Source organism: Archangium sp. (genome assembly GCF_057119385.1).
The window spans coordinates 76,501-84,990 of sequence record NZ_DBNGVP010000218.1 but is presented as its reverse complement, the minus strand read 5'-3'; the positions used below and the strand labels follow the sequence as shown (position 1 = coordinate 84,990).

Annotated in this window: 8 protein-coding genes and 1 riboswitch; of the genes, 3 read left to right on the top strand and 5 right to left on the bottom strand. The window is 66.8% G+C overall.

The features are described from left to right. Positions 1 to 204 precede the first annotated feature (204 nt). On the top strand, positions 205 to 477 hold the full coding sequence (locus AC16DP_RS49600; RefSeq protein ID WP_329729932.1) for an RNA polymerase sigma factor: 273 nt from the start codon (positions 205 to 207) through the stop codon (positions 475 to 477). Positions 478 to 581: 104 nt separating this feature from the next. Here the strand turns inward: AC16DP_RS49600 and AC16DP_RS49595 are convergent, their stop codons facing one another. Beyond that, complete coding sequence (locus tag AC16DP_RS49595; RefSeq protein WP_414640735.1) at positions 582 to 767, bottom strand: SDR family oxidoreductase; 186 nt, start codon at positions 765 to 767, stop codon at positions 582 to 584. A 125-nt stretch (positions 768 to 892) separates the two neighbouring features. Next, a riboswitch (S-adenosyl-L-homocysteine riboswitch) is annotated at positions 893 to 963 on the top strand. 68 nt (positions 964 to 1,031) lie between these two features. Here AC16DP_RS49595 and ahcY point away from each other — a divergent pair. Continuing rightward, the gene (gene ahcY, locus AC16DP_RS49590) at positions 1,032 to 2,450 is read left to right on the top strand and encodes an adenosylhomocysteinase (protein WP_329729927.1); all 1,419 of its coding nucleotides are present in this window, start codon (positions 1,032 to 1,034) and stop codon (positions 2,448 to 2,450) included. A gap of 91 nt (positions 2,451 to 2,541) precedes the next feature. Here the strand turns inward: ahcY and AC16DP_RS49585 are convergent, their stop codons facing one another. Then, entirely contained in the window at positions 2,542 to 4,674 is a 2,133-nt protein-coding gene (locus AC16DP_RS49585; RefSeq protein ID WP_329729926.1) for a catalase, read from the bottom strand. A 152-nt stretch (positions 4,675 to 4,826) separates the two neighbouring features. Then, the gene (locus AC16DP_RS49580) at positions 4,827 to 5,927 is read right to left on the bottom strand and encodes an AI-2E family transporter (protein WP_329729925.1); all 1,101 of its coding nucleotides are present in this window, start codon (positions 5,925 to 5,927) and stop codon (positions 4,827 to 4,829) included. A 230-nt stretch (positions 5,928 to 6,157) separates the two neighbouring features. Between AC16DP_RS49580 and AC16DP_RS49575 the strand changes: the two genes are divergently transcribed. Next, the gene (locus AC16DP_RS49575; protein WP_329729924.1) at positions 6,158 to 6,973 is read left to right on the top strand and encodes a glucan biosynthesis protein; all 816 of its coding nucleotides are present in this window, start codon (positions 6,158 to 6,160) and stop codon (positions 6,971 to 6,973) included. On the opposite strand, the gene AC16DP_RS49570 is transcribed toward AC16DP_RS49575, so the two are convergent. Next, positions 6,931 to 7,695, bottom strand: coding sequence for a DUF5953 family protein (locus tag AC16DP_RS49570; RefSeq protein WP_329729923.1), 765 nt, complete (start codon positions 7,693 to 7,695; stop codon positions 6,931 to 6,933). The two genes, AC16DP_RS49575 and AC16DP_RS49570, sit on opposite strands and share 43 nt — an antisense overlap. A gap of 1 nt (position 7,696) precedes the next feature. Then, complete coding sequence (locus tag AC16DP_RS49565) at positions 7,697 to 8,404, bottom strand: DUF6310 domain-containing protein (RefSeq protein ID WP_329729922.1); 708 nt, start codon at positions 8,402 to 8,404, stop codon at positions 7,697 to 7,699. Between the last annotated feature and the right edge of the window lie 86 nt (positions 8,405 to 8,490).

Genomic DNA, 8,490 nt, shown 5'->3' with positions numbered 1-8,490 from the left:
GTGCGGTCCGAGTCGGCCCCGCCTGATCCGCCAGGATGGGAGTCCCGGAGTGATCACGGGCATTCAAGTCGTCGACGACGTCACTCCAATAGATTGCGACATCCACGTTCAGCCTCTCCTTGCTGTGGTGTTCTGTTCAGGAAGAGAGGCTGCGTGTGGAATGTGAGGGTCAGACTGCTCGCCGAGGGGCTGCCCGAAGCTCGAATGAGAGCGGCTCGTCCACCTTCTCGTCGATCACGAGGCGCTCTGGCCGGAAGAGGAACCAGAATTCTGGTTGCTGATGTTCCCCTTGAGTGCCCCCAGTTGCCAGCCAACCAGCGTGCGGTGGTGACGCTGCGAGACGTGGAGGGGCTGGAGGCGGAGGAGGTCCGTGAGCTTCTCCAGCTCAGCGAGTCCAACCAGCGGGTGCTGCTCCACCGGAGCACTACCGCACCTGGAGCCGGGAGCCCGGGTAACGCTCACAGCATGAACGTCTGAAACGGCAGGTCCCTCCTTCCCTCGCCGATGCCGAGGGGCACCCATTCTCCGGGAGCATTGGGCCGGGAATCGAAGAACCCATCATCACCAGCGGCCTCCCGGGGCTACTGCGCGACGATGCCCCCGTCCACCGGAAGCGCGGCACCCGTGATGAAGGACGCCGCGCTCGAGCTCAGCCACACCAGGGCCTCACCGATCTCCTCCGGCTGCCCCATCCGCCGCCGCCACGTACGCCGGTGCCATCGGCATGCCCACCAGCCCCGTCGCCGAGGCCGTGTTGACGGGTCCACTCACGGTGACGAAGAAGCCCTCCCGGAGGAAGTCCGGTCTCCGGCCCCACACCCACCCCCTCGCCGGGCTCCTCGGGGGGTTCACTTCTGTGGCGACAAGGGCCCCGCTTGTTGTAGGTTCCGCGCACCCTGAGGAGCGCTGCAACGGGGGGTCCTCCCCGCCAGGCTCAGGTTCGTGCAACGGCGCTCGCTGACTCGTGGCTGGATGCCCGGGAGGCGAGCAGGTTCCGTCGCCCACATCCAGCCCTCGCCGAGGAGCACCGCATGAGGGCTGTCACCGATCTGTCCAAGTTCACCGACTACCGCATCGCCGACATCAAGCTGGCCGACTGGGGCCGCAAGGAGATCGCGATCGCCGAGACCGAGATGCCCGGTCTCATGGCCATCCGCGACGAGTTCAAGAAGGCCCAGCCCCTCAAGGGCGCCCGCATCGCTGGCTCGCTCCACATGACGATCCAGACCGCGGTGCTCATCCAGACCCTCGAGTCCCTCGGGGCCGAGGTCCGCTGGGCGTCCTGCAACATCTTCTCCACGCAGGACCACGCCGCGGCCGCCATCGCCGCCGGTGGCACCCCCGTGTTCGCCTACAAGGGCGAGTCGCTCGAGGAGTACTGGGAGTTCACCCACCGCATCTTCGACTGGGCCGACGGTGGCACCCCCAACATGATCCTCGATGACGGCGGCGACGCCACGCTGCTCATCCACCTGGGCACCCGCGCCGAGACGGATGCCTCCGTCCTCAACAACCCGGGCAGCGAGGAGGAGACCATCCTCTTCGCCTCCATCAAGAAGCAGCTGGCGGCCAGGCCGGGCTGGTACTCGAAGATCCTCAAGAACATCCAGGGCGTCACCGAGGAGACCACCACGGGCGTGCACCGCCTGTACCAGATGGCCAAGGAGGGCAAGCTCAAGTTCCCCGCCATCAACGTCAACGACTCGGTCACCAAGTCCAAGTTCGACAACATCTACGGCTGCCGCGAGTCCCTGGTGGACGCCATCAAGCGCGCCACGGACGTGATGATCGCCGGCAAGGTGGCCGTGGTGTGCGGCTACGGTGAGGTGGGCAAGGGCTCGGCCCAGGCGCTGCGCGGTCTGCAGGCCCAGGTGTGGGTCACCGAGATCGATCCCATCTGCGCGCTCCAGGCCGCGATGGAGGGCTACCGCGTCGTCACCATGGAGTACGCGGCGGACAAGGCCGACATCTTCGTGACGGCCACGGGCAACTACCAGGTCATCACCCACGATCACATGAAGCGGATGAAGAACAACGCGATCGTGTGCAACATCGGCCACTTCGACAACGAGATCGATGTGGCGAGCCTCAAGCAGTACAAGTGGGACAACATCAAGCCGCAGGTGGACCACATCATCTTCCCGGACAACAAGCGCATCATCCTGCTGGCCGAGGGGCGTCTGGTGAACCTGGGCTGCGGCACCGGCCACCCCAGCTACGTGATGAGCTCGTCCTTCGCCAACCAGGTGCTGGCGCAGGTGGAGATCTTCACCAACCCGGGCAAGTACGCGCCGGGCGTGTACATGCTGCCGCGGCACCTGGATGAGAAGGTGGCCCGCCTCCAGCTCACCAAGCTGGGCGCGGAGCTCACCGAACTCACCGACGCGCAGGCGAAGTACATCGGCGTCACCAAGCAGGGCCCCTACAAGAACGACCACTACCGCTACTAGAGCTCCGCTCTCGCGGTGAGGTAGCAAGGGCCCCGGCCGCCATCAGGCGAGCCGGGGCTTTTTTTGTCCACAGGAGGAGCGGCTGCACCTCTCAGCCCGAGATCAGATCCTTGTCGTGCCGGGCCCAGAACCGGTGCTGCGCGATGGCCGCGATGAACTTCGCGGGGAAGTCCTGGCCGCCCGCCTCACCCACGACGACGCCTGGCGCCGGGGTGGACACATCCGCTTCCTCCAGCAGCTCCGTGGCCTCCTTCGTCACGCCGATGGGCTTGCAGTGACGGTAGGCCTCCTGGATGAAGTGCACCGAGTCTCCGTCCTTCTCGAGCACGGCCACGCTCGCCTTGCCTCCGGGCACGAAGACGGCGTCGTACTCGAACGAGCCCGTGGTGAGCGCGCTCTTGTGCACCTTGACCGACTGCCCGTCCGAGCCCTTCACCATGCCCAGGCGCCGGGAGATGAGGATCACCTCGCCGCCCGCCTGCTCGATGGCCGCCTTCGTGGCCTGGAGATCCGCCGCGTCGAAGCCGTCCCCCAGGAGCACGCCGATGCGCCGCGTCTTGATGGAGTCCTTCTTCTGGTTCTCCTGGCTCAGCGCGGGCGACTTGTCCACCCTCGGCAGCCCCAGCGTGTCCACCACCTTCTCGAGCTTGCCCTTCACCGCCGTCATCGCGGGCACCGTCATCCCCAGGCCCTGCGCCACCTCCGTGACGAGCTCCGCGTCGATCTTCGCGAGGATCCGCTCCACGACGCGCGTGCGCACCTCCTCCCGCTCGACCTTCCCCAACTCGAACTGGAGCGCCATGATGATGTGCTCGCGCTCGGGCTTGGACATGCTGCGGAAGAACAGGCCCGCCTGGCTGAAGTGGTCCTGGAAGCTCTCCGCGCGCTGGCGCACCTTCTCGCCCGCCACCTTCTCCGGGAAGTGCCGGTAGCCCCCCTGCTCCGCCGCGGCCATGAACGGGCAGCCGCCTCCCAGCGAGTTGGGGAAGTAGTTGGCCCGGCCCACGTCCACCGTCTGCCGGTGGAAGCCGTCCTGGTGGAAGTTGTGCACCGGCGCGAGCGGCCGGTTGATGGGAATCTCCGTGAAGTTCGGCCCGCCCAACCGCGTGAGCTGCGTGTCCAGGTACGAGAAGTTGCGCGCCTGCAGCAGCGGGTCATCCGTGAAGTCGATGCCCGGCACGACGTGCGAGGTGCAGAACGCCACCTGCTCCGTCTCCGCGAAGAAGTTCGTCGGATTGCGGTTGAGCACCAGCTTGCCCACGCGGCGCACCGGGACGACTTCCTCCGGGATGATCTTCGTCGCATCCAGCAGATCGATGCCCAGCTTGTCCGCGTCCTTCTCCTCGATGATCTGCAGGCCCAGCTCCCACTCGGGGAAGTTCCCCTTCTCGATGGCCTCCCAGAGATCCCGGCGGTGGTAGTCCGGATCCTTGCCCGCGAGCTTCTGCGCCTCGTCCCACACGAGCGAGTGCACGCCGAGCACCGGCTTCCAGTGGAACTTCACGAAGCGCGACACGCCCTTCGCGTTGACCAGGCGGAACGTGTGGACCCCGAAGCCCTCCATCATCCGGAAGCTGCGGGGAATGGCCCGGTCGGACATGATCCACATGATCATGTGCGCCGACTCCGGCACGAGCGAGATGAAGTCCCAGAAGGAGTCATGCGCCGTGGAGGCCTGGGGAATCTCGTGGTGCGGCTCGGGCTTGGCCGCGTGCACCACATCCGGGAACTTGATGCCGTCCTGGATGAAGAAGACGGGCATGTTGTTGCCCACCAGATCCCAGTTGCCCTCCTCCGTGTAGAACTTCACGGCGAAGCCGCGTACGTCACGCGCCGTGTCCGCCGAGCCGCGAGAGCCCGCCACGGTGGAGAAGCGCACGAAGACGGGCGTCTTCTTGGAAGGGTCCTGGAAGACCTTGGCCTTGGTGTACTCGGCCAGGGACTCGTAGACCTGGAAGTAGCCGTGCGCGCCCGAGCCTCGCGCGTGCACCACCCGCTCCGGGATGCGCTCGTGATCGAAGCGCATGATCTTCTCACGGAGGTGGAAGTCCTCCAGCAGCGTGGGACCCCGCGCCCCGATCTTCAGGGAGTTGTCCGTGTCCTCGACGGGAACGCCCTGCCCCGTCGTCATCCGCTGGCCCGAGGGATTCGAGCGGTTCCGCTCCAGCTCCAGATCCTTGCTGCGCTCGTTGATGTTCACCGTCTCCGGGGTCTTCTTGTCCACAGGCACTCCTCCTAGGAGCCCTCCGGGGTAAACACCGGCGCACCGCGAGGCGAGCACTTCACCTCGTGTTCATCCTGGTGCTGCCCATTGGAGAACGGATCGCCTCTGGACCTGGTGCGGGCGTGACGGTGTGAGGGCTACCTGCCGGACACTCAGGGCGGCTGGACCCGGGCGCTGAGCCGCTCCTGACGGATGCGCAGCAGCTCGCGCGCGATGATCTGCGCGGCCGCCACCACGGGCACCGCCAGCAGCGCGCCGACGATGCCCGCCATCTCCACGAAGCAGACCACCGCCAACAGGGTGATCAGCGGGTTGATGTGCACCGTGCGCTTGAAGACGAGCGGGGCCAGCACGTTGCCCTCGAGCTGCCCGTAGAGGATGAAGTAGATGAACGCCGCAAGCGCCTTCCAGGAGCCGCCCGTGGCGAGCGTCAGCAGCGTGATGGTGCCACCGGCCACGATGGGCCCCGCGTACGGCACCATGCTGGAGAAGCCACTCGCGATGCCCAGCGGCAGGAAGAAGGGCACCCCGATGATGGCCAGGAAGGTGGTGGTGAGGGTGGCGTTGATGGTGCAGATGAGGGTGAGCCCGGCCAGGTAGCCCCCCGTCGCGGTGTACACCTTGCCCAGGACGCGCTCGTAGCGCTCCCGGCGCTCGGGCAGCGTCAGGGAGAGCGCCCGCTGGATGACCCCGGGCCCGAAGATGAGCATGAACACCACCAGGAAGAGGATGGTGATGAGCGCGCCCACCAGGCTGAACACCCCGGTGACGGCGTGCAGCAGTGGCGGCAGCGCGCCCGAGGCCAGCTTCGTGGTGTCCCCGCCTTGTTTCCGGAGGTGCTCCAGAACGTGGAAGCGCGCGTCGAGCCGGTGGAAGAAGCGCGAGGCGAGGATCTGATCGACGAGCGCGGGCGCCTGCTCGACCAGGGACTGTCCCTGGCTCACCGCGGAGGGAATCACCAGCAGGGCCACCGTCGTCGCGGCGCTCAGCAGCACGGCGAGCACCAGCCCGATGGCGACCCCTCGCGAGAGCCGGGTCCGCATCAACACCACCACCAGGTGATTGAGCGCGATGGCGATGAGGGCGGCGATGCCGGTGAGGATGATCGCCACCTGCGCCTTCACGAGCAGCACCGCCAGCGCCACCACCGCGAATACGGCGAAGCACACGGTGAAGGCTGTCTTGAGCGTCACCTGGGAGGGGTGACCACCCATCGACGAGTTGATGCCCGCCACCGAAGCCTCCGCTTGCACGAGCCTCTGTCTCCCCCGACGGTGCGTCTCGTCTCGGACGTCGGCAATTCCTCTGGGCCCGCTCGCTCGGAGTGCCACCAGGCATGGTGGCTGTGGACCAGACGGACAGCGCCTTGCCCCTGGCTGTTCGTCTGCTCCACACCGCCGCGCCCTCCTCCTTCCCGCTCCTCGCGGCGGCTCCACGCCAACCCCTCGAATTCATTTGAGCCACCCGGTGCCGTGCGCTCGCCGTGAATGGCACGAGGGCTGCCAGGTGCCTGAGCGTCTCCAGCTTCCAGGTGGACGGCCCGCGCACCTTCGGCCTGTTGCAGCGGGACCAGGCCTTCACCAGCTACGAGGACCTCGAGGCGCGCTACGACAAGCGGCCCGGTGTCTGGGTGGAGCCGGTGGGCGACTGGGGCCGGGTCACGGTGCAGCTGGTGGAGATTCCCACCCCGCAGGAGATGCACGACAACATCGTGGCCTACTGGGTGCCCGAGGCTCCCTTCACGCCCGGCACCGGGCTGCGCCTGGGCTGGCGGCTGCACTGGGGCAGCACTCCGCCCGAGCGCTCCCCGCTGGCCCACACCACCGCCACGCGCGAGGCGGCGGGCAGCACCCCCGGGGCCCGGCGCTTCGTCCTCGAGTTCTCGCGCGGCGGCGGCGAGGGCACGGGCCCGGTGGAGGCGGTCGTCACCACCTCGACGGGCCAGGTGCTCCACCCCACCGCGCAGCACAACGACGTCACTGGAACGGGTGCTGACGGATCCACGTGCCCATGCTCTGCACCTGGCACTCCTGGAGTCACTGCCGGGCACGGGTGTGGAGCCGCCCGCGCTCGCATCGGCCCGCCGCAAGCTGCTGGAGGGAACGCCAGAGCCTCTCTCCACGCAGGAGAAGACGGCGGTGCTGCTGGACGCGGAGACGCTCACGCAAGCGCGGAGCCGGTACGCCCTCCGGCTCATGTGATTACGCGAGAGCCCGTTGGAACCAACCCGGGCCAGTACATGAGCCGTGCCGAGCCTCAAGGGGCCGAGCGCCCGCCGATCTCCGGAAAGCGCTCGTAAGCCCGTTTGAGCACGTCCAGGTGGGGGGGGTTGTCCAGGTCGAGCGGCGCCTCGGTCAGTTTGACGACCCACCCGCCCGTCGCGGTACGCCATGAGCGTGACAGCAGTTCCGCGTCGCGGGCGGGGTCCGGAAAGCCGATGGCTTCTGCGGCAGCGGGCGACCAGTAGTTCACCCACCCGAGGTGATGCGGAATCTCAGGCGAGCGCATGGCACCAGGGGACTTGATCACCGGCAGCCCTCGGGGTGGAGGCTCCAGGTCGTCTGGCCGATTCTTCGTCTGGCGCGCGATGTCCACCCCTGCGCTGAAGGGCGTTGCGTGCCCCCAGAACGCGCGAGCGCCCTCCGCTATGGCTTCCAGCACCTTCTCTGCCGCTGCGATGCCGTCTACGGTCAGAGGCAACACCGCATGAATATCAAGCTGGGCCTGACCACCCGGCGAGCTGTCTGCCGGTATTTCCAATCCAGTCACCGTCACCCGGAAGTCATCATCCCCGTTGCGGAGGAGCGGAAATCCACGCCCGTTGGGCCTTCCTCGGGCGAGAAATGCCTCGCGCTGCGGCACTGGGATGCGCTTCCCCTCGCGAGAAATCGTCCACTCCAAGCGCAAGCCGGGGATTGCGCGCTCCATTCCATGAACAACGGCCAAAGGGCGGCCATCATTGCCCACGAGTGCGGGCGCGTAAACGATCATGCCAAGTTGATTTTTCTGTGTAGCTGGCATCTCAGCACCACTCCATGACGACGATGAGCCCGTTAAGATCGCGGGCCACCAACTCCAGCGCCTCCTTGTGCGCGGGGCTCCGCACGCCTACCCGGAAGTCAAATCCACAAGCCAGAGCAAGGGCGCGCTCATGCCGCAACTCTTCCACCTGACTCACGACCACGATTTCTCGAAGGTCGTCCGTGTACTTGTCGAAGTTGTCGGTCTTGACCTCCCACAGCGTGCGCGTGGCCAGTTGCAGCGCGTCGAAGTTCTTCCCATTCACGAACACATCCCCGCCGGGGAAACTGTTGTTCGGAATTCTGTCGGCGCACGTGTCGTGCAGTTTATTACCGCCAAGGTGGTACGGCACTGGATCGGGCTCGCACCTGCTGCGGTCTCGCTCCGAGGTCTCGGGTGGTTCCAGAGGAGGGAAATCTGGCCCCTTTGGCTCCGGCTTGGGCCTTTTTTTCGGCGAGGGTTTCCGCGGGGCGGGCGCTGCTTCTGCCACGGGCCGCGTTTCAGGCGCGGGCCTTGCCTCGGGGCGGCCCATATCCAGAGCATACGCATCCAGGGCCTCCTTGATGACGAAGCCCACTACCACCACACCCGCGACGATTACCGCTCCCACGACGAGCTCCGGCGCCGCCAAGACACAGAGTCCGACGCCCACGGCAGCGGCACCCGTTGAGGCGACCGCGCATCGTCCCGTGGTGTCGTGAAATTCCATCCGGTCATGGTCGAGGGCATGAAAGCATCGCTCCGCCAAAACGGGCCAGGGCTCGGAAGCCTCCTGGACGGCGCACCGCCCCCCAT

Excerpts from the sequence above, each read along its gene's own strand:
- AC16DP_RS49600 (WP_329729932.1), top strand. The coding sequence starts at position 205 with ATGAGAGCGGCTCGTCCACCTTCTCGTCGATCACGAGGCGCTCTGGCC.
- ahcY (WP_329729927.1), top strand. The coding sequence starts at position 1,032 with ATGAGGGCTGTCACCGATCTGTCCAAGTTCACCGACTACCGCATCGCC.
- AC16DP_RS49570 (WP_329729923.1), bottom strand. The coding sequence starts at position 7,695 with ATGCCAGCTACACAGAAAAATCAACTTGGCATGATCGTTTACGCGCCC.
- AC16DP_RS49565 (WP_329729922.1), bottom strand. The coding sequence starts at position 8,404 with ATGGAATTTCACGACACCACGGGACGATGCGCGGTCGCCTCAACGGGT.